Origin of the sequence: Streptomyces sp. NBC_01515 (assembly GCF_045040345.1) — a bacterium.
GTDB lineage: Bacteria > Actinomycetota > Actinomycetes > Streptomycetales > Streptomycetaceae > Streptomyces.
In genome coordinates this window covers 5,674,513-5,699,779 of sequence record NZ_CP109416.1, presented here as the reverse complement: position 1 = coordinate 5,699,779, position 25,267 = coordinate 5,674,513, and the positions used below count along the sequence as shown (strand labels likewise).

Genomic DNA, 25,267 nt, shown 5'->3' with positions numbered 1-25,267 from the left:
ATGGTTCGCCTGGAACTTACCTGCGGGTAAGTTACTCGTGATACCTGTCGGTAGGTTACGTTTCGGTAATGTGACTGACTGTCAGCCGATTCTGTGAGCGGGTTACAGGGCGGCCGTCATCCCGCCGCCGTCACTGTCAACGCCACCCGCTCAAGCAACTCGGCTACGGCCTGCGGCTCGCTCACCATCGGATCGCGACCGGTGTCGAAGTCCCACAACCGCCCGGCGGCGCGCGCCGGTTCGAGGTCCGCCGGATCGCGGTACGGCGGCGTCGACGTGCGGGTTGGGGTTCGCTAGCCCGCGTCCCCCGCCGACAGCCGCCGCGTGATCCGGTCGAACAGTTCCGACAGCGGCTCACCGACATCCCGGCCGAACTCGGTGAGCCCGTACGTGACTTGGGGCGGTGTCGTCGGTTCGACCTCGCGCCAGAGCAGGCCGTCCTGGACCAGGGTGCGGAGGGTCTGGGCGAGCATTTTCTCGCTGATGCCCTGGATGCTTTCGCGGAGTTCGTAGAAGCGGAGGCTGTTGTTGCGCAGGGAGATCAGGACCCAGACGCCCCATCTGCTGGTCACGTGGTCGACGACATCGCGGGCGAGGCAGTCGGTGTGAAACACCTCATACCGCAGACCCGGCTCGACCCTTCCCTCCTGCACGCCTTCCGTCATGTTATGAGCTTACCTCTGGGTATGCCCTTACCAAAAGTTAGCCCGGCTCCTAGCGTGACGGCCGTAGAAGTACAGGCGACAAGGAGCTGAACATGATCGTGGTGACCGGGGCTACCGGGAACATCGGCCGGCCGTTGACGCGGGCGTTGGCCGAGGTGGGGCAGCAGGTGACGGCGGTGTCGCGGCACGCGGCGACGGGGGCCGGGTCGGGGACGGCGAAGGTACCGGACGGTGTTCGCCATGTCGCCGCCGACCTGGCCGAACCGGCGGGCCTCGAACCCGCGTTGGCCGGAGCGAAGGCGCTGTTCCTCCTCCTCTCCGGCGACCTGCACGCCACCGGAGCCAACCCGGCCGACATCATCGCCGTGGCCGAGGCCGCCGGGGTCCGCCGGGTCGTCCTGCTCTCCACCCAGGGCGTGTCGACCAGGCCGTTCGGCGCGACGCGGATCGCGATGCGCGGGCTGGAGGACGTACTGCGGGAGTCCGGCCTGGAGTGGGCGGTCCTGCGGCCGGGCGGCTTCGCCTCCAACGCCCTGTGGTGGGCCGAGTCCATCCGCACGCGAGGGGTCGTGGCCGCGCCCTTCGGCGACATCGGCGTGCCGATCGTCGACCCGGCGGACATCGCCGAGGTCGCGGCGGCCTGCCTGCTGCACGACCAACACGCCGGTGGCGTATACGAGTTGACCGGCCCCGCGGTGATCACACCGCGCGGGCAGGCGGAGGCCATCGCCGCCGCGCTGGGCTCGCCGGTACGGTTCCACGACCTCACCCGCGAGGAGGCCAAGGCCGCCATGTCCCAGAGCATGCCGCCCGAACTCGCCGAGGACACCCTGACCATCCTCGGTTCCCCCAGCCCGGCCGAACTGCGTATCAGCCCGGACATCGAACGGGTCCTCGGCCGCACCCCGCGCCCGTTCGCCGACTGGGCCGCGCGCCATGTCGCCGCGTTCCGCTGAGACCGGGCGCCGCTTCTCCCGTTCCCCTTACGGCAGTTGACCGCGCTCTAACCCCGGCCGTGCAAAGCCTGCGCGAGCGCGCTCATGCTGATGTCGACGATCGCGCCGAGCTGCCTGCCGCTCGCCCCGGCCCTGCTCATCACGGCCAGCGACTGGTTGACCGCCGTGATGTGAGTGGCGTGGTCCTCGGCGTCGCTCTCGGTCAACTCCGTGCTGTGCAGGGCGGTTCGGAGGCGCGCACGCTGCAGCCCTACGGCTTCGATCGCGCGCGTGGCGATGGCGGGGCTGAGGACGGGCGTCGCCATCGCGGTCTGGGCGACCAGGCAGCCGTCCGGTACGGCGGGGTCGGCGATGCGGTGGAGGGTGACGTCGAAGAACGCCCGGATCGCCGACAGTGGTTCCCCGAACACCCCGGAGGAGAGCGCCTGTTCGTACTTGTCCCCGTACCGGAGGGCGTACCGGTCCAGGCAACGCAGATAGAGCGACTCCTTGTCGCCGAACGAGGAGTAGAGCGAACTCCGGTTCAATCCAGTCGCGTTGGAGAGGTCGTCGAGCGAGGTGTCGGCGTACCCGTCCCGCCAGAACTGGACCATCGCCGCGTCGAGCGCGACCTCCACGTCGAACTGCTTCTTCCCGGCCATCCGCACGCACCCCGTCCTCGATCCCGCCCATCCTATCCTGAACCAAACAGTCCAAGATGGGCTAGCCTGGATACATGACCGAAGCCGACATCACCCCGAACGGCTCACCCGACCGGAATGCGGCCCCCACCTCGGCCGCCGTCGCCGGTCTCCCGCTGCGCGACCTCCCCGGCTTCACCCACCGCTGGGTCGACGCGGACGGAATCCGCCTGCACGCCGTGGAAGGCGGCAGCCCGAGCGCCCCTACGGTCGTGCTGCTCGCCGGGTTCCCGCAGAACTGGTGGGCCTGGCACAAGGCGATGCCCCGCCTCGCCGAGCGCTTCCACGTGATCGCGGTCGACCTGCCCGGGCAGGGCCACTCCGACCGCCCCGACGAGGGCTACGACACCCACACCCTCGCCTCCCGCGTCCAGACCGCGCTGACCGCACTCGACGTACCGAAGTACTGGCTCGCCGCCCACGACATCGGTGCCTGCGTCGCCTTCTCCCTCGCCCTCAAGTACCAGGACCACCTGCACGGCGTCGCCCTCCTCGACGCCGGCATCCCCGGAATCACCCTCCCGGACACCATCCCCACGGACCCCGAACGCGCCTGGAAAACCTGGCACTTGGCCTTCCACCTGGTCCCCGAACTCCCCGAGACCCTGATCGTCGGCCGCGAACGGGCCTACGTGGGCTGGTTCTTGAGGACGAAAACCCTCTCCCCGACGACTTTCAGCACCGCCGAGATCAACTACTACGCCGCCTCCATCGCAGCCGAGGGAGGCCTCCACGCGGCCCTCGCCTACTTCCGGGACGCCGAGGAATCAGCCCACGAAAACCGCACCGCCCTCGCCTCCCTGGGCGGCCACTTGACCCTCCCGGTCCTCGGAATCTCCAGCTCCCACGGCTCCATCCCCGACATGGCCGCCTCCCTCGCCCCCTGGGCGAAGAACGTCACCGGCGCGGTCATCCCGGACGCCGGACACTTCATTCCGGAGGAGCAACCGGGTGCGGTTGTGGGGGCGTTGAGCGCGTTCATCGATCGGGTGGGTGTCGGGTAACGAGCGGGTGCACGAGCATCCCCGACTCCACCAACGACCCGTCCTCCAGAACCTTCAACGCCGGAGCAGTCCCGCTGTGTTGGTTGGCCACCAGCAGATACCCCGCTGCCGCAGTTGTGCGCGTTGTGGCGTTGCACGTCGAGGGGCGGGTCCGTTGTCAGTGTCTACGGCTATGGTCGCAAGCGCGCGGCCGGCTTCCGGGGGTTCCAGCTCCGTAGGGAATGGTTGCATCCCCGACCTGTCCGGGGGCGGCCCGGAGAACACGTCCGGGACCCAACCGACGATCGGGCTTGGCCGATGACCAAGCGGTGACCTGTCAGCGCCGGCCGCGCACGATTTACCTCAGGGGGCAGGTCCCTCACAGGTGTTGCTTGCCCCGGCCGACAAGTCGGGTGATGGCGTCGCGAGTTCGCACCCTGAGAGTGTCGAACTCGTCCCTGCTGTCGGCCTTGGGCATCACTGTTATGTCGGCGAGCACGTCCTCCGCGGCCCGGCCCAGTTCCTCGTCATCCGTAAGCATCTGCACCCGGAACAGGGCCTCTTGGGCGTTGGAGCGCAGGTCGTAGGCCCGGATGCGTACAGCGTCGGCATCCTCCGGTGGCGTTTGCTCGTGCTCGCAGAACCAGAGGTGGACCAGGCAACGCCGATAGTTGATCAGCGCACCGGCGTAGACGGAGTAGGCGTCCAGCCGTTCCTGCCGGAGCTTCTCGCGGCGCGCGAACTGGTGACTCCTGTCGGTGGTGCGCTGCTGGAACGCCAGAGTGATCCCCGAACCGAGCAGAGTCCCCAGGACGGCTATGCCACTGGCGATGATGGTCTCCACGCACCAAGCTGATCACGCGGGGCCGGCCTTGGTATGCCGTATGCCCAACCTTGAGGTCCTGGCCTCACCATGCTGCTCAAGTGCGATGGTGGCAGGCCGAGTTATGGGTGAGCAGGGTTTCTGCCGGGCCGTGGGCGGCTGGTCACCCCATCACGCCAAGCTCAGGGCCAACCGGAAGCTGCGGGCATTTACGGGCGGCTCGGGCGCTGACCTGGCCGAAAGGGCCTGACGTGGCCTCGTCGTGGCGGGCTGTTTCTACTGTGGTTCTCCGCTTCTCCCCGCTCGGTCTGGTGCGAGCACCTCGTACTCGCCGTTCTGGGTCCATCCGTAGATCCCGGCGACCTGTCGGGCATTGGCTGCGCCCGCCTCTGAGCTGATCGCTGATGTTCGGGGCGTCGGTCTCTGTGCCGTCGTTGCCATCAACTCACCGGCTCCTCATGCCTCCTGGATCGGTACGCTTCCGTCCGGAGGCGGGAATGTTCAACGCAGTGGCTTTCGGTGCTGGTGGTGCCATCTGCCTGGCTCTTGGCATGTGGTTCGTCTGGCGGCAACGCCGCAGGCACGCCAACACCCTCGCCGGCTGGGGCGTACTGGCCCTCGGAGTAGGGCAGTTGATACGCGCCGCGGGATCTCTGACCGGCGACCGCCAGCCGCTTGGCGTCATCCTCGCCACCTGCTCTGCGGTAGTCAGCGTGGTCGGCTGCATCCTGCTGGCGCGTGGCCGGGATACGGTCCGTAACGGTCGCGGCGGCCGGAAGCGCCGGAAGCTGCCTCCGGTCCGCCCATGAGACCGAGGCTCTCGGGGTATCTCCATCGTGAAGGGCCAAGCCCCAGGCGGCCTTCTGTTCCGCTGCCTCTCTGAGGCCCCGCGCAGCCGCGCCAATCCTGTGCAGGCTGGCGGGCGTCGGCGCTGATGTCGCCATCATTCGAGGGGACGGAGACCCCGGGTCCGAAAGAAGTGACGACCTGCGCGGAGGGCCAGGAACAGCGTGGTGATCGCCAACACGAGGTTGAGCGTGTCCACAGTCATCATGACGGGGTAGGGCGCGCCCAGCAGGCGCGGCACGTTGGTGCCGATCATCCCCAGGCCCATCACCAGTTGCGGCAGCCGCAAGGCCCAGGTCACTGACCCGGGCCCTGGCCGAACGTGGGGGTTGAGCGGCCTCAGTCCGTCTCGCCCGGCTTCACCACCGTGCTGACGAAGTTGCCGATCGCGCCCAGCGTCGCCCCCAGCGCCTCGATCTGGGGGAAGTGGGCCGCGTCGGCGATCGGGGCGAAGTGGCCGTTGGGGAAGGAGTCGGCGTAGCCGCGGCCGTACTTGAGGGGGGCTATGCCGTCTTCCTCGCCCCAGACGACCAGGACCGGGACCGTGACCCGGTGCAGGCGGCCGCGGAGTTTCGGGTCGTAGGTGAAGTGGTCGCCGCCGTAGACCGCGAGGGTCTTCTGGTTGGCGCCGGCCGCGGCTCGCTGTGCGTCGGTGAAGGAGGCGAAGTCGGGGCGGAACTTGGCGTTGGCGAAGGAGAGTTGGCTGACGTCGGAGGGGGCCAGGGTGCGCGGGTCGACGACGCGGTTCTCGACCATGTGGGCGTGGATGCCCACCGCGTTCAGCAGGGTGAGCGCGCCGATGCGGCCCTGGTTGTCGCGGAGGGCCATTTCCGCCGCGATCCAGCCGCCGATCGAGTTGCCGATCACCATGACGCCCTTGAGGTCCAGCGTGTCGAGCAGGTCCAGGTAGGCGATGGCCAGGTCGGCGACCGTGTCGAAGCGTTCCGGGCGGGGCGTGCCGTCGAAACCGGGGTGGGTCGGCGTGACGACGTACACGTGCTCGGAGAGGGCGGAGGAGATGCCGGCGACCGTGCGTGGGCCCGCGCCGCCGTGGAGTACCAGGACGCCGGTGCCTTCGGTGTTCTCGCCGAACTCCTGGATGGTGACGGTGAGTCCGCCGGGGAGGGCGACGGTGCGGGCGGGGGTGGAGGCAGGGGTGGTCATGGTGAGGAGTCCTTGTCGCTTGTTCTCGCTTGCTGAGAGCTGACTCTCATTAAGGTAGGGGGTCGGCTCTCTTTATGCAAGTCCACTCTCATGATGAGGGGTGAGGGTTGCGTGGTGGTGAGAATGGGTGCGCGAACGCTCCTGGGGGCCGATGACAAGTACAGGGTGAGACCGTCGTCCGGCGGTCGGAAACGGAGACTCGGTGAAACCGGATGAACCGGGCAAACGGCGCCGTGGCGGGCGCCGCCACCGCGCCAGTGACCAGCACGGCGACAGCGGACCTCACGGCGCCGGTGCTGAACACAGCGACAGCGACGCCCAGTTGACGCGGTCCGCACACGGCGACTCGGCGGCCTTCACCCACCTCGTGAAGACCCACTCCTCCGCCCTGCACGGCTACTTCGCCCGGCGGATGCCCGCCGCGTCGGAGGATCTGCTCGCCGAGACCTGGCTGCAGGCGTTCGCCGCCCGGCGCACGTTCGACCCGGCGCGCGGTTCGGCGCGGGGCTGGCTGTTCGGGGTGGCCCACAACGTGCTCGCCCAGCACCTGCGGCGGGCGGGACGGAAAGAGCCCGCACCGGGACCGGATGTCACCGACCCCTGGCAGGTGGTGGACCAGCGGCTCGACGCCGCCGCGATGGCCCCCGCACTACGCCGGGCACTCGCCGAACTCCCCCCGGATGAGCGGGAGTTGCTGCTCCTGATCAGCTGGGAGCAGCTCAGCCCGACCGAGGCCGCCGCGGTCGTGGGCATCCCGGCGGGCACCGCCCGTTCGCGGCTGCACCGGGCCCGCGGCCGACTCCGTGACCGGCTCGCGCTGCCCAGCCCGACCGGACCGACGGGACGGAACCTGACCGCGACAGGAGACCTCGCATGACCACGTACGAGAACACTGAGGAGAACGGTATGAACGAGCGAGGCGCACTGCTGGACTTCCCCGGTGCCGATGAACTGGCGACGGCCGGGCTGGTCGAGCCGCTGTCGGAGCCGGCGCTGGCCAGGGTGCTGGCGGAGGTCGAGGCGGCCGTAGCCACGGAGGGGACCACGGGTACTACGGTTATTACGGGGCGGGCCGGACTGAAGGCAGGCGGCGGCACCGTGACACCGATCCGGGGGCCGTCCGGGCGTCGGCGGATCCTGATCGGCATGCTGACCACGGCCGCGGTCGCGGCCGGCGTGGTGACGTACGCGAACACCAGCGCGGCCCCGGCGAGCACCGGCACCCACAGCGGGGTGCGCGCGGACACTGCGGCCGTCTTCCTGAACGACATCTCCACGGTGGCCGCCAGCCAGTCGGCCGCCACGGGGAAGTACTGGAGGGACCGGACGACGGTCGGCGACTCGTACATCTCGCAGTCCATGGTCCAGTCCTTCGTCATCAACGGCAAGCTCTCCACGAAGGGGAAGCTCCCCGACTGGCAGCTCGGGCCGAAGGACCTCGACTGGAAGGGCCTGGACCAACTGACCACCGACCCGGCGCAGTTGCTCGCGCTGCTGCAGACTCCGCCGCGGCCCAAGAGCATCTCGCCCTTCGATCAGGCGGCCAGCCTGCTCACCGAGTCCCCGGCGAGCCCGAAACTGCGGGCCGGACTCTTCAAGGCGATGTCCGGGCTGAAGGGCGTCAAGCTGGTCGGCCAGGTCAAGGACAGTACTGGGCGCGGTGGTACGGCAGTTGAGTTCGCGGAGGCCAAGAGCGTCGGCCGGGTGATCGTCGACCCGAAGACCAGCGCGATCCTGGAGTACACCTTCACGTGGACGGCCGGGGCCAGCAAGGGCAAGGTCACCCACCTCACGGTCCTGTCGTCGGGCTTCACCGACAAGATCGGCTGATCCGGAACGGGTGGGCGGGGGCGTTCTCTCCTCGCCCACCCGTGTCGGTTGGGTTGGCATGGTCGCCTACAGGTTCCGACTGCTCCGAGGGCTCAGCCGGTGAATTCGTCGACGCCGAGGGCGAAGTCCCAGTGGCCGACCCCGTTTCCGGCGAGCGCCACCGTGACCAGGCCCATGCCTTCCAGCCAGTGCGCCATTTTCAGGCCGCCGACATCCAGCGGGCGCAGCCCGAGGCTCTCGATGAACGCCGCCACGCCCGCCTTGGCCCGCGCGCTGTCGCCGGCGATGAAGACGCTGGGCCGGCCCTTCTCCAGGACATTGCGGAAGATGGTGTTGAAACCCTTCACCACGCTCGCGCCGGCCGGGGCCACCTTGGCGATTTCCTGCGCGATCGAGGTCTCCTCGCTGTGGGCCAGTCCGTCGAACGTGGCGTTGAAGGGGTTGCTGATGTCGACGATGACCTTGCCCGCGAGGGCGTCGCCGTACGCGGTGACGACCGGAACGACACCGTCGTACAACAGGGCCGTGATGACGATGTCCCCGGCCGGGACGGCGCCCCACCTGCCCGTCGTCGCGCCGCCGCCGAGAGCCTTGGCCAGGTCATCGGCCTTGGACTGATCGCGGCCCATGACCTCGACGGTGTTGCCGCCCGCCACCGCGAGCGTGCCGATGGCACGGGCCATGTTCCCCGTACCGATGAGGGTGATGCTGCTCATGAGGTGTGCTCTCTTCCTGTTGCATTCCTGGTGGGTGGTTCAGATGGCGGTGGTGCCGCCGTCGGCGACCAGTTCCAGGCCGTTGACGTAACTGGAGTCGTCGGAGGCGAGGAACAGGGCGACGGTGGCGATCTCTTCGGGGCGGCCCATCTCTCCGCGGGGGATGAGGGACTCGAATGCGGCCTTGGTCGCCTCGTCGAACAGTTCTTCCTGTTTGGCGGTGGCGACCTGGCCGGGGGTCAGGACGTTGACCCGGATCCCGCGGTCGCGCAGTTCGTTGAGCCAGACGCGGGCCCAGGCCTGCTGGACGGCTTTGCTTCCCGCGTAGAGGCTCCAGCCGGGGAAGGCGCCGAGGGAGGCGTTGGATCCGGTCATGAGGATCGAGCCGTTGTCGTTGATCAGCGGCAGTGCCTTCTGCACGGTGAACAGGGTGCCGCGCGCGTTGAGCCAGAAGGCGCGGTGGAACTGTTCCTCGGTGATCTCGCCGAGGACCGCGGGTTCGCCCGCCCCGGCGCTGGCCCACAGCACGTCGATCGAGCCCTTTTCCCGCTTGACGGTGTCGAACAAGCGGTCCAGGTCCGCCAGTTCGGCCGCGTCACCCTGGACGGCGGTGACATTGCGGCCGATCAGCTCGACGGCCTCGTCCAGTGCTTCCTGCCGCCGGGCCTGGATGAAGACGTGCGCTCCTTCCTCCACGAACAGCTTGGCGCCGGCCAGTGCCAAGCCGGTGGATCCGCCGGTGATCACCGCTATCTTTCCATCGAGCTTTCCCATGACCACTCCGTTGAATTGATAGGTATCCGAAAAAGTGAACCCAGTCGTCAGCCGGCGGAGAAATAATGGCCGTTGTCCAAATCGGCGAGCAGGCCAGGCCGAGCGGGTTCCCAGCCGAGGGTCCGGCGGGTGATGAGATTGGACGCCGGGTAATTCTGCGTGACTATGTTCGCGAGGAATCCGAAGTATCCCGGCACCATCAGTACGTCCGCGGGAACGCTTACGACGGGCAGGCCCAGGCGGCTGCCGATGGCCTCGGCGATCTCGCGGAACGGGATGCCCCCGTCCCCGACCGCGTGCCAGTACTTGCCGGCCGGCCCCTTCTCCAGCGCCAAGCGGAACAAGGAGGCGACATCGCGGGCGGGCACGGCGTTCCACAGGTTCGCGCCGTCTCCGGGGTAGCCGACGAAACCCTTCTCCTTCGCGAGCGCGATCAGCGTGGGGAGGAAGCCGGCACGATCGGTCGTGCTGTGCGCGATGTTGGCGATCCGCACGATCGAAGACCGCACCCCCTGCTCGGCGAGGCCGACCACGGTGGTTTCCACGACGTTGCGAACCCGCAGGGTGCCCGTGTACTCATCGCCGCCGGGAAGGGCCGGGTCCTCCTCGGTGACCGGTCGGCCCAGGTTTCCCGGTGAGCCGATGCTCCCCGCCGCGACCAGCGGCTTTCCGGTTCCCGCGAGTGCCTCGCCGTACGCGAGCATGATCGGGAGCTCCGCGGCGGCCACGGCGTCGAGCCCGCCGGAGGGAAGCAGGTCCTGCCTGTGCGCGACGTGGATGACGCCGTCGGAGTCCGCGGCCGCCTCCTTGAGACCGTCGAGATCCTGGAGGTCGCCGCGACGCACCTTCGCGCCGAGCGCGGACACCGCCGCCGCGGCGGTGTCCGACCGGGCCAGGCCGGTGACCTCGTGCCCGGCGGCGATGAGCTCGGGAATGATGTACGAACCGGAATGGCCGGTCCCGCCAGTGACGAAGACGCGCATGCTGCTGCTCCTTGTGGGAGTGGGTGGAGGGGCCGTTCTTCTCGTGCCGTGGATCGACTGGTGTGATGGGGCGTGATGGGGCGTGATGGGGCGCGAGCGGCGGTGGTGCGGGTGCGCTCAGCTGAGAACGCTGACGCCGAGGAAGAAGTCGGTGTGCCGGACGGACTGGGCGACGAGGTCGATGATGACCTTTGGTGTGCCTGCTTTCTGGAGCTGGACAGGACGCCATGCCCACCCCGTCGTTTTTGACGATTGTGTCGTCGACGCCGTCGAATTCCTGTGCCAAATTCTCGTGCCGAATTAACCGCTGCGGCCTCATCAGGTACCTATTCAGGCTGCCACTGGCCTGAGTTGGCGTCCAAGACCTCTTTCAGTCGTGGTGATACCCTGAATGCATCACCGGGCCGGGAGGCGCCATGGATCTGGATCTGGACCTGCGGAAACTGCGTTATTTCGTCGCCGTGGCCGACCGGTTGCACTTCGGCCGCGCCGCCGATGCGCTGCATATCGCGCAGCCGGTGCTCAGCCGGCAGATCCGCGCGCTTGAGCAGGATCTCGGCGCCGCGCTGTTCACCAGGGATCGCCACGGCGTGGCGCTGACCGACGCGGGCCGACAGCTGCTGGCCGACGCCGGTCCACTGCTCGCCTCCACGCACGCGGTCCGCCGCCGGGTGTCCGTGGCCGCTCGCGGCAGCCGGCGGCTGATGGTCGGTTTCCGGGCCGGCATCCCGGTCATCCCGGCGGCGCGGGCGTTCGAGGCCCGGCACCCGGACGTGGTCGTGGACGTACAGCGGATCGAAGGGGACGACCAGGCCCCGATGCTGCTCGACGGCCGTATCGACGTCGCCTATGTGCGGCTGCCCATCGACGAGGCCGGCCTGCGCGTCACCCCGCTGTACACCGAGCCGCGGGTGGCGGTGCTGCCCGCCGGCCACCGGTTGGCCGGCAAGGAGGAGGTCACCGAGGCCGACCTGGCCGGCGAACCGCTCCTCTGGGATGCCGACCCGAGCACGCAGCCCACCAGGCGCCCGCACCCCAACGCCGGGTACCTGGTGCGCGGGGTGGACGAGACGCTTGAGCATGTCGCGGCCGGCCGGGGCATCTCGTTCCTGGCCCGTTCGGCGACCGTGTTCTCCTCACATCCGGACGTCGTCTATGTGCCCATCCCGGAGCTGGCGCCCGACCAGGTCTGCCTCGCGGTGGCGGCATCGCACACTTCGCCAGTTGTCGACGACTTCGTCACCGCGGCTCAGGCGGCGGCCGAGATCACGGCAGAATGCGGGAACTATGAAATGTGGCAGCTCGGAAGCGATGCCGTTTCCTAGTGCTAGGCATCAGGCAGCGAAGCCGCCAGATCCTCCCAGGCCCCGTGCACGTCCTCCCCGACCATCCCGAACTGCGTGATGACAGCGACGCATTGACCGTCCTCGTCGTCGACTTCGAGCGCCGACGTCGGACCGTGCGCCGCCATGGAACGGACGAGACGGCACGTCCGGACCGCCGCCAGATCGATCTCCACCGAGCTCTCCGCGAGCGCCGCGAACACCCGCCCGCCCACGGTTCGATCGGTGACGTGGACCCGGCCGGCGCACGCCTGCATGACCGCCGGGGCGAACACCGCGACCCCGATGGGCAGTCCGACGGAACAGACGTGGTCGAGGACCGACGCCACCACGTCCACCTCGATCGGCCGGTGCTCGCCGCCGCGATAGCGGTCGAAGGCTGCGCGCCGGGCGAGGCCACCGTCCGCCAACACCGCGTCCAGCTGGGCGAGTTGATCACCATGCTCCCACGCCGGGACCTCGGGAGGTGCTGACGCTACGGCGGCCCGCGCGCCGGCGTTGACCGTGGGTGCCAGGCCGACCAGCAGCCGGTCCCCCTCGGAGAGCAACCGTCCCTGGTGCACGGTCCGGCCCTCCGCGTCGAGCAGGCGCAACGCGACCGCGCCCGTGCCCTCGTCCCGCGCGACCACCGCCGTGTCGATCCCGTCGCCGTCGAGCCGCAGCGCGATCGAACCCGGCCGGACGGCGAACGCCTCGCCGCGCAGGCTCGGTTGAGCGTAGCTGCCCGACCAGCAGGAGTTCGGCGAGCGCGATGGAGCTGCCCAGGGAGGTCAGTTTGAGGATGCTGATGAACTCGTTGCCCAGCGCGGGGAGGGCGACGCGGAACGCCTGCGGCACCACGACATGGCGTTGGACTCCCGCGTAGGGGATGCCCAGCGCCTGCGCCGCCTCGCGCTGGTCCTTGCCCACGGCGAGCAGTGGCTGAGGCGGCGTTCAGCGGCCCCACCTCGGGTCTTGCGGTGCCAGGGTGGAGGTGATCGTGGACCGGCCCGTGTTACCCCAGGTTGTCGAGTTTCTCGTAGAAGGACAGAAGGCCGTCTGCGAGCCTGTCGGGGGCTTCCATCGCCGCGTAGTGGCCGATCCCGTCGAGGGAGAGGGCATTGACGTCCTCGGCGACCTGTCGCATTGCCGTCGGGGTGAACTCTCCCGATCTGCCGCCGACGGCGAGGACGGGCGTGGTGAGTTTCCGGGATGCCAGTTGGCGGATTTCGTCGCCTTCGCGGAGCATCGATCGATACAGTCCGGCCGCGCCGTTGAACGCGTCGGGTCGTGCGTAGGAGCGGACGAGTTCGTCGATGTCGTCGTCGGTGAACGCGTCGGGGGTCCCGCAGAGCGACGGGATCGCGTACTGCGCGAGGAATGCCCGTTCGCGTCCGGCGAGCAGCATTTCGGGGATGCCGGGGGCGGCGAGCACGCCGATGTGCCAGGCACCGCCGTGGGCGACGTCCGCGAGCGTTTCGACACCGAACCCGGGCAGCCCGGTCTCGATCGCCGCATAGCTTCGCACGAGGTCGGGGCGTGTGGCGGTGACGCGGAACGTGGTGGCGCCGCTGATGTCCTGGCCGGTGAGGTGGACGGGGCCCGCGTCGAGCCGCGTGATCAGTTCACTCAGGTCCTGGGCCGCGGTCACGCTGTCGTGCGCTGTGGTCGCGGTGGCGGAGTCGCCGAAGCCGCGAAGGTCGGGGGCGAAGACGCGGTGGTGCTCGCTGAGCAGGGGGATCAGCTTGTGGAAGACCCACCAGGTCTCGGGGAAGCCGTGGACCAGCATGACGGGAGAGCCGACGGTTCCGGCCGATATGTAGTGCAGTTCGGTCCCGTTCAGGCTGACCTGGTGGTGTTCGACTCCCGGGATGGTGGCGCCGCCGGTCATGGGGTGCATCGTTCTCCTGGATTCGATCGACAACATGGTTGTCAATCTACGGGTCGACAACATGGTTGTCGACCCCCGCTTCTCGTATGCTTCGCCGCATGGCACGTTCACCGGGCGCCGAACTCGCGCTGCTGCTTCTCGGCGGCTTCCAGTCGATGGTCGACGACGTGCACGACGAACTGGCGCGCCGCGGGCACCCGGGCGTGCGCGCATCGCATGAGTTCGCCCTGCGCGCCATCGACGAGGGAGCGGACACGGCCTCGGACCTCGGCCGCCGGCTCTCGGTATCCAAACAGGGCGCCGCCAGGACGATCGCCGCACTGGAGAAGCTCGGATACGTCGAGCGGGAGCCCGATCCGGGCGACGGCCGCCTCAAACGGCTGCGGGTCACCGACCGCGGCCACGACATGATGACGCTGGGCGCCTCGCTCTTCGACGAGGTGCGCGAGCGCTGGGCGGCGCATATGGGGCCCGGGCAGATCGAGGTCCTTGAAGCACACCTGGCCCGGCTTGTCGCGAGCCGGCCGTCGAGCGTCGAAGCCGCGGCACGGCTCAATGAGGATCTCGGCGAGGTCATCTGAGGACGGCCGATCGCCGGACGGAACCGGCCGACCCGAGGTGACAGCCGTCGGCGGGATTCGAACGCTTCGCGGACACCGGCGGCGTTTCCTCCGCCCAAGTGGTCCCAGCCACGAGCAGGCCGCCGTGGTGGATCTCGGCGATGTACGCGGTCTCGCTGAGCACGAGCGCGACCAGGCCGGCGGCGAAGGGGCTCGACAGGAGTGGCCTCAAGTCGGGGAAGAGCTGGGGGAGTTGTAGACGAAGATCAGCAGGACCAGCAGCGGCAGACTGCGGAAGAGCCAGACGTACCCGGCGGCCGGCAGTCGTAGCGGACGGAGACGGGACTGCTGAGCGAGGGCCACCAGGAGGCCCAGTGCGCTGTCCACCTGCCCCGGCGGCGATCTCTCCGTCCCGCTCTGGGGCCCGGACGCCCGCGACCCCCTGGACGTCTGCCGCCCGCTGGGAGTCGAGGTGTACCGGCCCGACCCCGCGCTGCCGGCGGGCTGGAGCTCGCCGGGGAGGGCCGCGTACCGCAACCTCCATGGCATGCGGCAGCCCGAGTTCGCCGATGCCGCCACCTGAGGCCGGGCGCTACTTCCGTGCTGCCGCGCAGAGTTCGGTGTCGATCAACGCGTTCTGCGCCACCTCCGTCGACAGGTCGGACGCGCCGTCGCCGGTCGCCTCCAGGACCACGGTCCGGCGGCCGTCCGCGCTGACACCGTCGCGGGTGGTGTAGCCCATCAGGTCGCCGGCGTGGCTGTAGTAGACGCCGCCGCAGGTCAGGGGGATCTCCATCAGGCCCAGGCCGTAGCGGGCGCCGGGCCAGACGGGGTCGAGGGAGGCGGCTCGTACCGTCGTCTTCATCTCGGCCAGTTGGGCGGGGTGCAGCAGCCTGCCGCCCAGGAGGGCGGAGAAGAAGCGGGTGAGGTCGCTGGTCGTGCTGATCATCGCGCCGGCCGAACCGGCGACCGTCGGGTTGAGGTCGGTGACGTCGATGGTCGGGCCGGAGCCGCCGAAGTCCGAGTAACCGTGCAGGTGTTGGCCGGGGATGCGGGACGACGTGTCGGGGGCCGAGGTGTCGCGCAGACCCAGCGGGCGGATGACGCGCCGGGTGACCTCCTGCTGCCAGGTGTGGCCGGTGGCCTTCTGGATGATCATTCCGGCGAGGATGTAGTTCGTGTTGGAGTACTCCCAGTCGGTGCCGGGCGCGAAGTCCGGGGCGTGCCGCATGGCGATGCCCACCAGCTGCTGCGGGGTCCAGGTGGTGTACCGGTCGGCCTCGAAGCCGGCCACCGTGGCGATCGCGGGGAAGTCGGCGGTGTAGTTGAAGAGACCGCTGGTGTGGTTCAGCAACTGCCTTACGGTGATGGCGTTTCCGTCGTTGCCGTTCCCGGACACCGTCCCGGGCAGCCAGTGTTCGACCGTGTCGTCCAGCGACACCCGTCCCTCGCCGACCAGTTGGAGCATCACCGTCGACACGAACGCCTTGGTGCTGCTGGCGATCCGGAACGTGTCGGTCACGCGGGCCGCCCGGCCCGTCGCGGTGTCGGAGACTCCGGTGGCGGCGTACCGCCGCCCGTCCGGACCCGTCGACTGGGCTACGACGGCGACGGTTCCCGTCCTCTGGATCGCGTCCACGCTCTGCTGGAGCGTGATGCGCTGCCGGGACTTCGTGGCGCTTGTGCTGTCCTTCGCGCTCGCCGCGGGTGCCGCCAGGCCGAGGCCGAGTGCGGCCAGTGCGGCTACGGCGGTGAGGTGACGTGTCGTCAACATGGTCTGTCTCCAAGGGAGTTGGTGGTCCGGCACACCGGACTCGCGGTGTGTTCCGCTGTGTTCCGGTGTGTTCACCAACCTAGGGAGACGGCACGCGGTGATCGATCCAGTGCGCGGGCCGGTCCGCCGTACAGCCTGCTGTACCAACGCCCGCCCACGGACGGGGTGTTACGCCAACCGTCGTAGGTCCTCCAGGTAGCGCAGGACGGCCGCCACCCGGCGGTCCACCTGGTCCGTCGGGGACAGGTCGAGCTTGGCGAAGATGCTGCGGATGTGTTTGTGGACGGCGCCGTCGGTGACGACGAGCTTCCCGGCGATGGCGGAGTTGCCCAACCCCTCGGCCATCAGGGCGAGTACGTCCCGTTCGCGGGGGCTGAGCCGGTCGAGGCGGGTGTCCTGGCGGGAACGCGTGAAGAGCTGGGCGACGACCTCCGGGTCGATCGCGGTGCCGCCGGCCGCCACGCGGTGCAGCGCGTCGAGGAACTCCTCGACCCGGCCGACCCGTTCCTTGAGCAGATAGCCCAACCCGTTCACCCCGCCGCCGAGCAGCTCCGTGGCGAAGCTCTGCTCCACGTACGCCGACAGCACGAGCACCGCCAGGTCGGGGCGTCGGCGCCGGGCCTCGACCGCGGCGACGATGCCCTCGTCGGTGTGGGTCGGCGGCATCCGTACGTCGAGGATGGCGACGTCCGGTTTGTGGACGTCGATGGCGTCCAGCGCCTCGTCGGGGGTGCCGGCCGTGGCCACCACGTCGAGCCCCTCCGCCCGCAGCAGCAGGGCGAGCCCCTCGCGCAGCAACGCGTCGTCCTCGGCGATCACGATCCGCATGGCGGTCACGCTCCACAGCTCAAGTAGCTCAAGTTCCGCATGGCAGGCTCCCGTTGGTCGTCATGATCCCCAACTCACCTACCACAGGGGAGATCCACGGTCAGGACGGTCGGGCCGCCGGGCGGGCTGGTCAGGGTGAGGTCGCCGTCGTGTGCGGCGATACGGCGGCGGATGCCGGTGAGGCCCGAGCCGCCCTCGGCGTCGGCACCGCCCCGGCCGTCGTCCTCGACGCGCAGGACGAGGCGGTCGCCGGTGCCGCGAGCCGTGATCGTGGCGTGCGCGGCCCCGCTGTGCTTGGCGATGTTGGTCAGGGCCTCGGCGACGACGAAGTAGGCGGTCGCCTCGACGGAGGCCGCGCAGCGTGCGGGCACGTCCACGTCGATCCGGCACGGCACCGCGCAGTCCGCGGCGAGGCCGGAGAGCGCGCCCGCGAGCCCCCGATCGGCCAGTACCGGCGGCAGGATGCCGCGCGCGACCGTGCGGAGTTCGGCCAGCGCCATCTCGGCGGCGGACTGGGCGCGTTCGAGGAGTTCGTCGGCTCCGGCCGGGTCACGGGCCACCATGCGGCGGGCCGCCCCGATCAACACGGCCACGGAGACAAGGCGGTTCTGCGCGCCGTCGTGCAACGAGCGCTCGATACGCCGGAGTTCGGTGGCGTGCGCGTCGAGGGCGGCGGCGCGGGTCGCGGTCAACTCCGCGACGCGCAGGGAGAGATCGACGTCGGGGCCGGCCGCGAGGAGTCGTCGTCCGGGCCCCGACTGGAGCCGGGCCATGCCGGGCGTGAGCCCCAGGATGATCGCGATCCAGCCCACGCCCAGCAGCGCCACGGCGAGGGCGTCCGGCCAGGTGTGCGCGTTGCCGATGCCGACCGACGTGGCCGTCGTGTGCTCCGGCATGAACGTCCAGTACAGCGGGAACGCGGTGTCCCGCACCGCGGAGATCGGCAGCAGGACACCGAGCAGTCCGAGCAGCAGGCCCAGGGTGGAGTGCCGTAGCAGCCACCGCAGTTCGCGGTGGGTGGTGGGGTCTACGAGGGCGGCCCGCAGCCGGGTGGGCGGGGGCTGCGGGGCTACGACCTCGGGGCCCCAGCGGGCGAGCCGGGCACGTTCGCGTCCGGCCAGGGCGTGCAGGGCGCGCAGTGACGCGGGGGCCATCAGCAGCCCCACCCCGACCGCGCTCGTCACGGCGGTGAGGGCCAGCCAGAGCAGCAACAGGGCGGCGAGCACAGCTGTGTTGAGGCCGGAGGCGAGCTGAGCGACGGCCCGGCCGGCGCCGCTCAGGGTCCGTAGCGCGATGTCCTTGAAGCTCTCGCGTCGGGCGGTCGCCCCATCACCCGCCCCATCACCCGCCCCATCACCCGCGCCGCCACCCGCCTCGCTCGTGCTCGCTGTCATGCGAAGGACCCTATGCCGTACGGGAGTTCTCCGTGGGCGGAGGAAGAGCGGAGGAAGAGGGGAGTACAGCCTGCTGTACCCCGAACCGGGCGGGCTGCGGGATCGGCCGCGAGGGGTGCTGATCCATAGCGTCGATGACGACAGCCGGACCCCCGGAACGCACCGCTCAGCACCACGGGAGCAGCCCCATGACGTCGCAGACGACGACCACCGAACCCGACCGTCTCACCCGGGGTGAGATCGCCCGCACCCTGCTCTGGATCGTGGTCGTGGCCAGCGCGCTCACCAACATGGCGGTCTCCTTCGGCGGTGCCGACACCTGGGTGCACCTGGTGTGCGGCGCGGTCACCGTCCTGTGCGCGGGCGCCCTCGTCGTACGGAACCTGCGGGGCCGGCGATGAACACCACAGCCACCGCCACGACCACCGCCGCCATCGCCCTGGAGGGCGTCAGCAAGGCCTACCCGGGAGGCGTACGCGCCCTGGACGACGTGTCGTTGACCGTGGAACGCGGCACCTTCCTCGCGGTGATGGGACCCTCGGGCTCCGGCAAGAGCACGCTGATGCACTGCGCCGCCGGGCTCGACTCCCCGACGTCGGGCAGTGTCCGTATCGACGGTCGCGAGATCGCCGGGCTGAACGAGACCAAGCGCACCCAACTCCGGCGCGAGCGCGTCGGGTTCGTGTTCCAGGCGTACAACCTGATCCCCTCCCTCTCCATCGAGGACAACATCACGCTGCCGCTCCGGCTGGCGGGCCGCACCGCCGACCGCGACTGGCTGCGCACGCTGGTGGAGCGGGTCGGGCTGGGGGACCGGCTGAGCCACAGTCCGGCCGAGCTGTCCGGCGGACAGCAGCAACGCGCCGCCGTCGTACGGGCGTTGGTGGCCCGCCCGGCGGTCGTGTTCGCCGACGAACCCACCGGCGCGCTCGACCTGCGCAGCGCCCACGAGGTCCTCGACCTCCTCCGCGACCTGGTGAACGACCTGCACCAGACGGTCGTGATGGTCACCCACGACCCGGCAGCCGCCGCCCGCGCGCACCACGTCCTGGTGATGGCCGACGGCCGCGTGGTCGACGCCCTCAAGGCGCCGACCGCCGACGAACTGGCCGCCCGTCTCGTCGAGTTGGGGAGGGTCTGAGCCATGTTCCGTCTCGCGATACAGATGGTCGGCCACCGCGTCACCGCGCTGATCGCCGTGGCCTGCGCGGTCCTCGGCGGCGCGGCGCTGGTCACCGCCACCGGCGTCCTGGCCGAGTCCGGCCTCCGTTCCCACCTGCCCGCCGGGCGCCTCGCCGGAGCGTCCGTCGTGGTCGCGGCCGACCAGGAGTTCCACCCGTCCGGAGATCTCCCGCTCGCGCTCCCGGAACGCCGTAGGATCACGGCCCAACTCGTCGGTGAGCTGGGCAAGTTGCCGGGTGTGACCACCTCCGTCGGCGACATCGGCTTCCCGGCCGCTCTCGTCGACGCGCACGGTCGGGTCGTGGCGTCGTCGTCCGGAGATCCTCAGGTGTCGGGGCACGGTTGGTCCTCGACGAAGCTGCTGGCGGGGGCGCGGGTCACCGGCAGCGCGCCGACCGCCTCCGGCGAGGTCGCGGTGGACAGCGCCACCGCCGCAGCGGCCGGTATCAAGCCGGGCGACCGCGTCCAGGTCGTCGTCAACTCCCGTCCCGCGAGCGCCTATCGGGTATCGGCGGTCGTCAACACGCCTGACGTCGCCGTCTACTTCGCCGATAAGACGGCCGTAGGACTGGCTGGTCGCTCCGGCCGTGTCGACCTGGTCGGCCTCCGTACCGCACCCGGTGCCGAGGAGCGGGTCGCCGCCGAAGTCCGTACGAAGCTGAAGGGCACCGGGCTCCTGACCGTCACCGGGGCCGAGCGGGGGGACACGGCCGCACCCGGCGCCGGGGCTTCGCGCTCGCTGCTCGTGCTGCTCGCGGGGTCGCTGTCGGGGATCGTGCTGCTGATCACCGGGTTCGTGATGGCGAGTGCGCTGGCCGTGGCGATCGGTGGGCAGCGGCGGGACCTGGCGTTGATGCGGGCCGTCGGAGCGACTCCGAAGCAGATTCGGCGGTTGGCCGCCGCACAGTCCACCGTCGTGGCCGCTGTCGCCGTGGCGCCCGGGGTGGGGCTCGGGTACCTGCTGGCCGGACAGTTCCGCGGGCTGCTCGCGGACCGGGGCGTCATCCCGTCCCAACTCCCCCTGACCTTCAGCCCGTTGCCCGCGCTCGCGGCGATCGTGCTGATGCTTCTCGCCGTCCAGGTGTCGGCCCGTTGCTCGGCGTGGCGGACCTCGCGGATGCCGGCCACCGAGGCGGTCGCCGAGTCGCGGAGCGAGCCGCGCGATCCGTCGCGGGCCCGGACCCGTATCGGCGTGGCCGTCATCGTCGTAGCGACGGTGATGTCGGCCCTGCCGCTCTTCTCCCGCACGGTCATCGGCGCTACGGCCACCTCGCTCGCCGGCATCATCGGGGCGATCGGGCTGGCCATGGCGGGACCGGCGCTGGTGCGCGGCATCGGCGGTGCGGCGGCGCGCATGACGAGGTCAGGGGCTTCCGCGCCGACCTGGCTGGCGATGGCCAACCTGCGCGCCTATGCCCTGCGCAACGCGGGGATCGTCTCCACGCTGGCCATGGCGGTCGTGTTCGTGCTGACGTACACCTTCACCCAGACGACCGTGCTGGCCGCGACCGCGCAGGACACCAGTTCCGGAACCCTGGCCCAACTGCGCCTCGGCGCAGCGGGGTTGGGCGGTCTGCCCGACGGCACGCTCGCCGCCGTAAGGAAGACGGCCGGGGTGAAGGCCGCCGCTCCCGTCGGGACGACCACCGTGGTGTGGGAGTACAAGGAGTTCGGGGACCCGGCGGTCGACTCGGGTGCCGCGACGATCCTCACGCCGGACGCGGCGGGCGTCCTCGACCTCGACGTACGGGACGGCAGCCTGAGCCGGCTCACCGGCGCGACCGTCGCCGTCAGCGGTGATGTGGCGCGTACGCGTTCCGCGGGGGTGGGGCGCACGGTGGATCTGGTGCTCGGGGACGGTACGCGCGTCGACGCGAAGGTCGTCGCCGTGTACGGGCGGGGGCTCGGCTTCGGCACGGTGGTGCTGTCCCACGACCTGGCCGCCGGGCACACGACCACTGCGCTCGACCAGTCCCTCCTGATCCGTACGGACGGCTCGTCGAAGGCCCGGCAGAACCTCACGGCCCTCGCCGCCGCCCGCCCCGGACTGACCCTCGGACCCGCCAACTCCCCTTCCACGGGCGGACTTGAGGACGCCCCGCCCGAGGTGTGGATCAACCTCGCGACGATCGTCGTGCTCCTCGTGTACCTGCTGCTCAGCATCGCCAACAAGCTGGTCGCGGCCACGGCCCAGCGCCGGGTGGAGCTGGGTGCCCTCCGGCTCAACGGCACGACCCCGCGCCAGATCCGCGCGATGATGCGCCGCGAGGCCGCGATGACGGCGGCCACCGCGCTCACCACGGCACTCCTGCTCTCCGCGATCCCGCTGGCGCTGTTGGGCCAGGGCTTCCTCGGCCACCCCTGGCCGGCGGGGCCGGTCTGGCTGCTGCCGGGGCTTGCGCTGACGGTCACGGTGACGGCTTTCCTGACCATCGAACTGCCTACGCGGCAGGCGTTGCGGACTTCGCCGGCGGATGCGATCCGCGCGTACTGAGCCGGATACAGGAGACAGCGGAAGGCCCGGGTCGACGACCCGGGCCTTCGCGAGGGAACGAGAAGGCTCACGCGACGGACTTGTACCCCTGCCAGCCCGAAGCGATCTTCGTACGGCCGCCGAACGACCCTTTGCCGTTGCCACTGTTGCGCCACACGTTGCCACCGGTGTCGCGCGAGACCAGATCGGCCTTCCCGTCCCCGGTGATGTCGCCCACCCCGACGACCGCGTTGTACGACCCGCCCCAGGCGGAGAACACCTTCACCCGCGCCCCGAACGTCCCCTTGCCGGTGCCGTTGTAGCGGTACAGGTTGTTCGCCTTGTCCTGGACGAGCAGGTCGCCGATGCCGTCACCGTTGAGGTCGCCGGCGCCGATGACCTTCTTGTACGTCTTCCAGTCCGCGTACAGCTTCACGCGCGCCGACAACTTCCCGGTACTGGTGCCCTTGTACAGGTAGACGGTCCCGGTCGCCGTGTTGCGCGCGATCAGGTCCGGCCGGCCGTCCTTGGTCGTGTCACCGGTCGAGGTCAGCACGTCGTACTGGTTCCAGCCGGAAGTGCCGAGCGAGGTGTACCGGGTCGTCGGCGTCGGCGCCTTGCCGCAGGCGGGGTGGTAGGCGCGCAGCGCGCCGCTGCTCAGCCGGACCAGGATGTCGTTGCACCGGTCGCCGTCGAGATCGCCGTACGGCACGGACTTCGCGCTCGTCGGCCAGCCGTTACCGGACACCTTGCTGCCCAACGTGCCCTTGCCGGTGCCGCGTTGGACGGTGAGGGTGCCGGAGGAGCTGAGGGTGACGAGGTCACCGACGCCGTCGTTGCCCGCGTAGTCGCGCGGTGCCGCCGTTCCCGCCGTCACCGTGAGGCTGCCGGAACGGGTGAGGGCGGTGCCCTTGCCGTCGGCGGGCCGGGCGGTGAGCATCCAGGTGTAGGTGCCGTTGGGGACGAGGCGGCCTGCGGAGTCCTTGCCGTCCCAGGCGGCCTTCAGCAGCCCGCGGGCGTCGGCGCCGGACAAGGTGCGCACGGTGGTTCCGGCCGTGTCGCGGACCGCCACCTGCCATGCGGCGGCGGGCTTCGACAGCCACCAAGTACCGGACCAGCTCGCGGTGTTGGCGGTGACCGTGGAGTCGATCGCGGTCAGCGCGGGCGCCGGGAAGCCGGCCGGCACGACATGGACGCGCTGCTCGGTGTCGGTGTACGCGACGCCGCCGCCGAAGCGGTCCACGGTCCAGTCGGTGCCGATCCGGCCCTTGTCCTTGCCGATCTCGGTCCAGTCGGCCACCTTGTGGCTCGGCAGATCGGTGTAGGCGCCGCTCGACGGCAGTCCGCCGTGCAGGTCGAAGAGCGTCAGCCCGCTGGTCGACCCGGTGCCGGCGAGATGCTGGACCAGGTAGCCGTCGCCGAGCAGGACCCCGCCCTGGGGAGCGGTCGCCGTCTGCTTCGTCGTACGGTCGTAGACTCCCGCGCCCCGAGAGACGCCCCCGAAGTCCTCGCAGGTCCAGTACACCCAGCGGCCCACGGCCTGGAGGTCGGCCGGGGTGCAGCCGTTGCGGGTGGTGAAGGATTCCCCGGCGCTGCCGGACGGGAGCCCGGTGGCCGTGATCGTGCTCCCGGTGGCCGTCCCGCTCCACAGGGTGTCGCCCCACACAGCGGCGGCGACCCGGTCGCGCTTCTGGAGCACCTTCGGCGCCGTCCCGTCCACGGGGAACTCGGCGACGTACTGCTGACCGGAGGACGCCCCGTCGACGATCGCGTACCGCCCGGAGAGACCCTTCAGCTGCGGGGAGTCGTCGCCGGTGTCGAGGGTGGGGCCCCAGCCGGTGGCGCCGTTGGCGTACAGCATGGTCAGGCCGGACTCGGTGGAGTCCACGCGGCCGTGCCGGCCGGTGCCGTCTGCCAGCAGCTCATTGCCGTCCCGGCCGTTGACCAGGGCGTCCACACTCGACGTGACCACGCCGGGGGTGGTGCCGGTGGCGAGCCAGGTGCTGCGATACGCGCCCTCGACCGTGGACGGCTCGTACAGCGTGCTGTTGCCGGCCGTGGTGAGGACGCCGCTGCCGAGCGCGAGTCCGTTCACCGTCGCGGGCATCGGCTCCACGGCGGTCACACGGCTGCGGGTGACCGAGCCGTCGGCGCCCTTGGCGATCCGGTACACGCCCCAGTCGAGGTCGCCCCGCTCGACGTACGTGTCGGCCCCCGCCACGAGGACGGAACCGTCCGGAGCCTGGACGATCTGGTGGGCGGCCGGGTCCATGACCTTGGCCATGGACGTGTCCGTGCCGTCGGAGCTCAGGGCCCACAGAGGCTGGCCCCGGTACAGGTTGTCGCCGGGCGACACTGGTTCCACGCCGAGCAGCTTGTCGCCGACGATCCCATACGTGGCCTGGTAGCTGAGGGAGCTGGTGTCGAACGTGCGCGGTGCGGCGGACAGGTCGGCACGGTCGTACACGTCGGCCTTGCTGCGCCCGCTCCGCACCCGCACCACCGAGTCGGCGCCCAGCCGGAAGCCGCTCACCTCCCAGCCGTTGTTGGCGTCGACGCGGTCTGGCAGCGCGCTGAGGACGCCGGTGGAGAGGTCGACGAGGCCCCAGTGGCTGTAGCCGTCCCCGTCGGCGCCGGTGTCGTAGCGGAGGATGACGGATCGCGCGTCGCCGTCCTCGACCTGGATGTTGGCGGCGCTGTCGGGCAGCCCGGTGACGGCGGTTTGAGCGGCCTGGCCCCCGTCCTGGACGCGCCACAACTGATAGGCGTTCGGGTTGCCGTCGGCGGCGTCGGTGCTGGTGAGGACCGTGTCACCGAAGGTGCCCTGGTAGGTGGCGCCCTCGGGAAACGGCACCACGCCGGTGCCGCCCGAGGTGCCCGCGCCCTTGAGGAGGGTGACCCGGCCGTCCGCCGCCGAGTAGAGAGCGACGGTGTCCGAACCGTCCCCGTAGTAACCGGTCTTGAAGGAGGCGGAGTGGGTGAAGTAGCCGCTGTCGATGTCGTACTGGACCGGGGCGTCAAGCCGTTGCTCCAGTGCGGTCGTGGTGCCGGAGACGTAGTCCGTCCACAGGAGCCGGTCGTCGCCCTCCTGGGCCCAGAGGAAGCCGCTGGTCCCCGCGTCGAGGATCTGTGTGGCCCTGGGAACGGCACGGGGCGCGGCGTCCACCACGACTTCTCCGGCCACGGTGGCGAAGGCCGGGGACGGCAGGGCTGCAAGAGGAAGGCTGAGCGTCAGTGCCGCCGCCAGGACGGCCGCGACACGCGCCGGTGGCGGGACGAGGCGCGCCTGACCCGCCCCGAAAGAGGGTCTCTGTCTGTGCCGACGTCGGCCGAGTCGAGCCACGATTCCTCCAGAAGGCAATGAAGAAGGCATGGCGGACGTACGGCAACGCCCTGGCATTTTCCCCCGGCCCCCCGACGGCT

Annotated in this window: 25 protein-coding genes and 1 pseudogene; 9 read left to right on the top strand and 17 right to left on the bottom strand. The window is 70.3% G+C overall.

The features are described 5' to 3' along the window. Window positions 1-293: 293 nt before the first annotated feature. Window positions 294-665, bottom strand: coding sequence for a winged helix-turn-helix transcriptional regulator (locus OG407_RS25500; protein WP_405861500.1), 372 nt, complete (start codon window positions 663-665; stop codon window positions 294-296). A 92-nt stretch (window positions 666-757) separates the two neighbouring features. Between OG407_RS25500 and OG407_RS25495 the strand changes: the two genes are divergently transcribed. Beyond that, complete coding sequence (locus tag OG407_RS25495; protein WP_405861498.1) at window positions 758-1,621, top strand: SDR family oxidoreductase; 864 nt, start codon at window positions 758-760, stop codon at window positions 1,619-1,621. 47 nt (window positions 1,622-1,668) lie between these two features. Here OG407_RS25495 and OG407_RS25490 read toward each other — a convergent pair whose 3' ends face one another. Further along, the gene (locus OG407_RS25490) at window positions 1,669-2,262 is read right to left on the bottom strand and encodes a TetR/AcrR family transcriptional regulator (RefSeq protein ID WP_405861496.1); all 594 of its coding nucleotides are present in this window, start codon (window positions 2,260-2,262) and stop codon (window positions 1,669-1,671) included. Window positions 2,263-2,336: 74 nt separating this feature from the next. On the opposite strand from OG407_RS25490, the gene OG407_RS25485 reads away from it, so the two are divergent. Next, on the top strand, window positions 2,337-3,305 hold the full coding sequence (locus OG407_RS25485) for an alpha/beta fold hydrolase (RefSeq protein WP_405861494.1): 969 nt from the start codon (window positions 2,337-2,339) through the stop codon (window positions 3,303-3,305). 358 nt (window positions 3,306-3,663) lie between these two features. Here the strand turns inward: OG407_RS25485 and OG407_RS25480 are convergent, their stop codons facing one another. The 3 genes from OG407_RS25480 to OG407_RS25470 form a co-directional block, all read right to left on the bottom strand. Continuing rightward, window positions 3,664-4,128: a hypothetical protein gene (locus tag OG407_RS25480; protein ID WP_405861492.1), complete on the bottom strand. Its 465-nt coding sequence runs from the start codon at window positions 4,126-4,128 to the stop codon at window positions 3,664-3,666. Between the two features lie 922 nt (window positions 4,129-5,050). Continuing rightward, window positions 5,051-5,254: a hypothetical protein gene (locus OG407_RS25475; RefSeq protein WP_405861490.1), complete on the bottom strand. Its 204-nt coding sequence runs from the start codon at window positions 5,252-5,254 to the stop codon at window positions 5,051-5,053. A 38-nt stretch (window positions 5,255-5,292) separates the two neighbouring features. Continuing rightward, window positions 5,293-6,117, bottom strand: a complete 825-nt coding sequence (locus OG407_RS25470; protein WP_405861488.1) for an alpha/beta fold hydrolase — start codon at window positions 6,115-6,117, stop codon at window positions 5,293-5,295. A gap of 202 nt (window positions 6,118-6,319) precedes the next feature. On the opposite strand from OG407_RS25470, the gene OG407_RS25465 reads away from it, so the two are divergent. Both OG407_RS25465 and OG407_RS25460 read left to right on the top strand, forming a co-directional pair. Then, the gene (locus OG407_RS25465) at window positions 6,320-6,994 is read left to right on the top strand and encodes an RNA polymerase sigma factor (protein WP_405861486.1); all 675 of its coding nucleotides are present in this window, start codon (window positions 6,320-6,322) and stop codon (window positions 6,992-6,994) included. Then, complete coding sequence (locus OG407_RS25460; protein WP_405861484.1) at window positions 6,991-7,947, top strand: hypothetical protein; 957 nt, start codon at window positions 6,991-6,993, stop codon at window positions 7,945-7,947. Before OG407_RS25465 ends, OG407_RS25460 begins: the two co-directional genes overlap by 4 nt. A gap of 92 nt (window positions 7,948-8,039) precedes the next feature. Here OG407_RS25460 and OG407_RS25455 read toward each other — a convergent pair whose 3' ends face one another. From OG407_RS25455 to OG407_RS25445, 3 genes are read right to left on the bottom strand one after another with little or no spacing between them, the layout of a single operon-like run. Beyond that, complete coding sequence (locus OG407_RS25455; RefSeq protein WP_405861482.1) at window positions 8,040-8,663, bottom strand: NADPH-dependent F420 reductase; 624 nt, start codon at window positions 8,661-8,663, stop codon at window positions 8,040-8,042. A gap of 39 nt (window positions 8,664-8,702) precedes the next feature. Further along, window positions 8,703-9,437 (bottom strand): SDR family NAD(P)-dependent oxidoreductase, encoded by a 735-nt coding sequence (locus OG407_RS25450; protein ID WP_405861481.1) that lies wholly within the window; start codon window positions 9,435-9,437, stop codon window positions 8,703-8,705. Between the two features lie 47 nt (window positions 9,438-9,484). Next, a complete protein-coding gene (locus OG407_RS25445) occupies window positions 9,485-10,420 on the bottom strand; it encodes an SDR family oxidoreductase (protein ID WP_405861479.1) in 936 nt (311 codons plus the stop codon). A 422-nt stretch (window positions 10,421-10,842) separates the two neighbouring features. Between OG407_RS25445 and OG407_RS25440 the strand changes: the two genes are divergently transcribed. Then, a complete protein-coding gene (locus OG407_RS25440; protein WP_405868584.1) occupies window positions 10,843-11,745 on the top strand; it encodes a LysR family transcriptional regulator in 903 nt (300 codons plus the stop codon). A 2-nt stretch (window positions 11,746-11,747) separates the two neighbouring features. Here the strand turns inward: OG407_RS25440 and OG407_RS25435 are convergent, their stop codons facing one another. The 3 genes and pseudogenes from OG407_RS25435 to OG407_RS25425 form a co-directional block, all read right to left on the bottom strand. Then, window positions 11,748-12,392 (bottom strand): hypothetical protein, encoded by a 645-nt coding sequence (locus tag OG407_RS25435; RefSeq protein ID WP_405868996.1) that lies wholly within the window; start codon window positions 12,390-12,392, stop codon window positions 11,748-11,750. Between the two features lie 94 nt (window positions 12,393-12,486). Further along, window positions 12,487-12,672 (bottom strand): annotated as a pseudogene (locus tag OG407_RS25430) (ABC transporter permease subunit); the annotation flags it as partial. A gap of 85 nt (window positions 12,673-12,757) precedes the next feature. After that, entirely contained in the window at window positions 12,758-13,642 is an 885-nt protein-coding gene (locus OG407_RS25425; protein ID WP_405861477.1) for an alpha/beta fold hydrolase, read from the bottom strand. An 89-nt stretch (window positions 13,643-13,731) separates the two neighbouring features. On the opposite strand from OG407_RS25425, the gene OG407_RS25420 reads away from it, so the two are divergent. After that, entirely contained in the window at window positions 13,732-14,214 is a 483-nt protein-coding gene (locus tag OG407_RS25420; RefSeq protein WP_405861475.1) for a MarR family winged helix-turn-helix transcriptional regulator, read from the top strand. On the opposite strand, the gene OG407_RS25415 is transcribed toward OG407_RS25420, so the two are convergent. From OG407_RS25415 to OG407_RS25395, 5 genes are all read right to left on the bottom strand, one after another. Beyond that, window positions 14,207-14,425: a hypothetical protein gene (locus OG407_RS25415; protein ID WP_405861473.1), complete on the bottom strand. Its 219-nt coding sequence runs from the start codon at window positions 14,423-14,425 to the stop codon at window positions 14,207-14,209. The two genes, OG407_RS25420 and OG407_RS25415, sit on opposite strands and share 8 nt — an antisense overlap. After that, on the bottom strand, window positions 14,422-14,580 hold the full coding sequence (locus tag OG407_RS25410) for a hypothetical protein (protein ID WP_405861471.1): 159 nt from the start codon (window positions 14,578-14,580) through the stop codon (window positions 14,422-14,424). The genes OG407_RS25415 and OG407_RS25410 overlap by 4 nt, the downstream gene beginning before the upstream one ends. A gap of 205 nt (window positions 14,581-14,785) precedes the next feature. Further along, window positions 14,786-15,967: a serine hydrolase domain-containing protein gene (locus OG407_RS25405; protein ID WP_405861469.1), complete on the bottom strand. Its 1,182-nt coding sequence runs from the start codon at window positions 15,965-15,967 to the stop codon at window positions 14,786-14,788. A 168-nt stretch (window positions 15,968-16,135) separates the two neighbouring features. Next, on the bottom strand, window positions 16,136-16,795 hold the full coding sequence (locus tag OG407_RS25400) for a response regulator transcription factor (RefSeq protein ID WP_403602368.1): 660 nt from the start codon (window positions 16,793-16,795) through the stop codon (window positions 16,136-16,138). A 74-nt stretch (window positions 16,796-16,869) separates the two neighbouring features. Continuing rightward, the gene (locus OG407_RS25395; protein WP_405861467.1) at window positions 16,870-18,189 is read right to left on the bottom strand and encodes a sensor histidine kinase; all 1,320 of its coding nucleotides are present in this window, start codon (window positions 18,187-18,189) and stop codon (window positions 16,870-16,872) included. A gap of 188 nt (window positions 18,190-18,377) precedes the next feature. On the opposite strand from OG407_RS25395, the gene OG407_RS25390 reads away from it, so the two are divergent. Genes OG407_RS25390 through OG407_RS25380 form a run of 3 tightly spaced genes read left to right on the top strand, consistent with a single transcriptional unit; the run spans window position 18,378 to window position 21,865 of the window. Beyond that, on the top strand, window positions 18,378-18,590 hold the full coding sequence (locus tag OG407_RS25390; RefSeq protein ID WP_405861465.1) for a hypothetical protein: 213 nt from the start codon (window positions 18,378-18,380) through the stop codon (window positions 18,588-18,590). Continuing rightward, entirely contained in the window at window positions 18,587-19,330 is a 744-nt protein-coding gene (locus OG407_RS25385; RefSeq protein WP_405861463.1) for an ABC transporter ATP-binding protein, read from the top strand. Before OG407_RS25390 ends, OG407_RS25385 begins: the two co-directional genes overlap by 4 nt. 3 nt (window positions 19,331-19,333) lie before the next feature. Beyond that, the gene (locus tag OG407_RS25380; RefSeq protein WP_405861462.1) at window positions 19,334-21,865 is read left to right on the top strand and encodes an FtsX-like permease family protein; all 2,532 of its coding nucleotides are present in this window, start codon (window positions 19,334-19,336) and stop codon (window positions 21,863-21,865) included. Between the two features lie 67 nt (window positions 21,866-21,932). On the opposite strand, the gene OG407_RS25375 is transcribed toward OG407_RS25380, so the two are convergent. After that, window positions 21,933-25,028, bottom strand: coding sequence for an FG-GAP-like repeat-containing protein (locus OG407_RS25375; RefSeq protein WP_405861460.1), 3,096 nt, complete (start codon window positions 25,026-25,028; stop codon window positions 21,933-21,935). Between the last annotated feature and the right edge of the window lie 239 nt (window positions 25,029-25,267).

What these genes read in the sequence shown, in the direction of transcription:
- OG407_RS25500 (WP_405861500.1), bottom strand. Translation starts at nt 665, where the DNA reads ATGACGGAAGGCGTGCAGGAGGGAAGGGTCGAGCCGGGTCTGCGGTAT.
- OG407_RS25495 (WP_405861498.1), top strand. Translation starts at nt 758, where the DNA reads ATGATCGTGGTGACCGGGGCTACCGGGAACATCGGCCGGCCGTTGACG.
- OG407_RS25490 (WP_405861496.1), bottom strand. Translation starts at nt 2,262, where the DNA reads ATGGCCGGGAAGAAGCAGTTCGACGTGGAGGTCGCGCTCGACGCGGCG.
- OG407_RS25485 (WP_405861494.1), top strand. Translation starts at nt 2,337, where the DNA reads ATGACCGAAGCCGACATCACCCCGAACGGCTCACCCGACCGGAATGCG.
- OG407_RS25470 (WP_405861488.1), bottom strand. Translation starts at nt 6,117, where the DNA reads ATGACCACCCCTGCCTCCACCCCCGCCCGCACCGTCGCCCTCCCCGGC.
- OG407_RS25460 (WP_405861484.1), top strand. Translation starts at nt 6,991, where the DNA reads ATGACCACGTACGAGAACACTGAGGAGAACGGTATGAACGAGCGAGGC.
- OG407_RS25455 (WP_405861482.1), bottom strand. Translation starts at nt 8,663, where the DNA reads ATGAGCAGCATCACCCTCATCGGTACGGGGAACATGGCCCGTGCCATC.
- OG407_RS25450 (WP_405861481.1), bottom strand. Translation starts at nt 9,437, where the DNA reads ATGGGAAAGCTCGATGGAAAGATAGCGGTGATCACCGGCGGATCCACC.
- OG407_RS25445 (WP_405861479.1), bottom strand. Translation starts at nt 10,420, where the DNA reads ATGCGCGTCTTCGTCACTGGCGGGACCGGCCATTCCGGTTCGTACATC.
- OG407_RS25425 (WP_405861477.1), bottom strand. Translation starts at nt 13,642, where the DNA reads ATGCACCCCATGACCGGCGGCGCCACCATCCCGGGAGTCGAACACCAC.
- OG407_RS25420 (WP_405861475.1), top strand. Translation starts at nt 13,732, where the DNA reads ATGGCACGTTCACCGGGCGCCGAACTCGCGCTGCTGCTTCTCGGCGGC.
- OG407_RS25405 (WP_405861469.1), bottom strand. Translation starts at nt 15,967, where the DNA reads ATGTTGACGACACGTCACCTCACCGCCGTAGCCGCACTGGCCGCACTC.
- OG407_RS25400 (WP_403602368.1), bottom strand. Translation starts at nt 16,795, where the DNA reads ATGCGGATCGTGATCGCCGAGGACGACGCGTTGCTGCGCGAGGGGCTC.
- OG407_RS25395 (WP_405861467.1), bottom strand. Translation starts at nt 18,189, where the DNA reads ATGACAGCGAGCACGAGCGAGGCGGGTGGCGGCGCGGGTGATGGGGCG.
- OG407_RS25390 (WP_405861465.1), top strand. Translation starts at nt 18,378, where the DNA reads ATGACGTCGCAGACGACGACCACCGAACCCGACCGTCTCACCCGGGGT.
- OG407_RS25385 (WP_405861463.1), top strand. Translation starts at nt 18,587, where the DNA reads ATGAACACCACAGCCACCGCCACGACCACCGCCGCCATCGCCCTGGAG.
- OG407_RS25380 (WP_405861462.1), top strand. Translation starts at nt 19,334, where the DNA reads ATGTTCCGTCTCGCGATACAGATGGTCGGCCACCGCGTCACCGCGCTG.